This is a genomic window from Terrabacter sp. GCM10028922 (genome assembly GCF_042666095.1).
Lineage (GTDB): Bacteria > Actinomycetota > Actinomycetes > Actinomycetales > Dermatophilaceae > Terrabacter.
On record NZ_JBHTFG010000022.1, the window covers coordinates 1 to 1,604 of the forward strand.

A 1,604-nucleotide genomic window follows, 5' to 3' on the forward strand; every position below is an offset into this window, starting at 1 on the left:
CGTTGGTGTTGTCGGTGTAGGTCACGGTGACGGGGGCGTTGAGGCCGCCGGCTCCGGTGACGGTGGCGGTGCAGGCCTCGATGGCGCTGCCCGTGTACACCTTCGACTCCGGGCAGGTGATGGTGGTGGTTGAGCCGGCCTGTCCGATGGTGAAGGTGTCGGTGTCGGACGAGTCGGTGTGGTTGGCGTCGCCGGCGTAGCTGGCGGCGGCATGCGCGGTGCCCGCGTTGGTGTTGTCGGTGTAGGTCACGGTGACGGGGGCGTTGAGGCCGCCGGCTCCGGTGACGGTGGCGGTGCAGGGCTCCTGCGCGTCACCGGTGTAGGTGACCGCGGCGGGGCAGGTGATGGTGGTGGCCGAGTCGGCCTTGTTGATGGTGAAGGTCTTGCTGTTGGTGGAGCCGGTGTGGTTGGCGTCGCCGTCGTAGGTGGCCCAGGCGGTGGCGGTGCCGGCGTTGGTGTTGTCGGTGTAGGTGACGGTCAGGGCCTGGTTCAGGCCGCCGGCTCCGGTTGCGTTCGCGGTGCACGGGGTCTGTGCCGACCCGGTGAAGACCACGGCGGCCGGGCAGGTGATGGTGACGGTCGAGCTGGCCGGCGTGATGGTGAAGGTCTTGCTGTTGCTCGAGCCGGTGTGGTTGGCGTCGCCGGCGTAGCTGGCTGCGGCGGTGGCGGTGCCGGTGTTGGTGTTGGTGGTGTAGGTCACGGCGAGCTCGAGGTCGAGTGCGGCGCCGGTGGCCTTGGCGGTGCAGGGCTCGATGACGGAGCCGGTGTACACCGTGGTGGCCGGGCAGGTGATGGTGACGGTGCTCGGTGCCTTGGTGATCAGGAAGATGGTGAACGTGTCGGCGCCGCCGCTGGCGAGGTGGTGCGCGTCGCCCTCGTAGGTGGCGTAGGCGCGGGCGTCACCGGCGTTGAGGTTGTTCTCGTAGCTGACGGTGAGGCTCTCGTTGAGGCCGCCGGCGCCGGTGACCTGGGCGGTGCAGGGCTCGATGTCGGAGCCGGTGTACTCCTCGGAGGTCGGGCAGGTGACGGCGACGTAGGACGGGGCCTTGACGATCTGGAAGGTGTCCGAGCCGGTGCTGCTGTTGTGGTTGGCGTCGCCGGCGTAGCTCGCGGACGCGGTCGCGGTGCCGAGCTCGGTGTTGTCGCTGTAGGTCGGCGTCAGGGTGACCTCGCTTGCGGCGACCCGGGTGGCCTTGGCCGTGCACGGCTGCTGTGCTGCGCCGGTCCAGGGCTGGTCCGTGGCGGGGCAGGACACGACCACCGCGGAGGCGGCCTTGTCGATCGTGAACGACTCGGTGTCCGTCGAGCTGGTGTGGTTGGCGTCGCCCGCGTAGCCGGCGGCGGCGTGCGCGGTGCCCGCGTCGGTGTTGTCGGTGTAGGTCACGGTGACGGGGGCGTTGAGGCCGCCGGCTCCGGTGACGGTGGCGGTGCAGGGCTCCTGCGCGGCACCGGTGTAGGTGAGCGCGGCGGGGCAGGTGATGGTGGTGGTTGAGCCGGCCTGGCCGATGCTGAACGTGTCGGTGTCGGACGAGCTGGTGTGGTTGGCGTCGCCGGCGTAGCCGGCGGCGGCGTGGGCGGTGCCCGCGTCGGTGTTGTCGGTGTAG

1 protein-coding gene is annotated in these 1,604 nt (G+C 70.5%); it reads right to left on the reverse strand.

From position 1 onward, the window contains the following. Positions 1–1,604, reverse strand: a 1,604-nt coding sequence (locus ACFQU3_RS16920) for a hypothetical protein (protein WP_385911850.1), incomplete at both ends; no start/stop codon positions are given.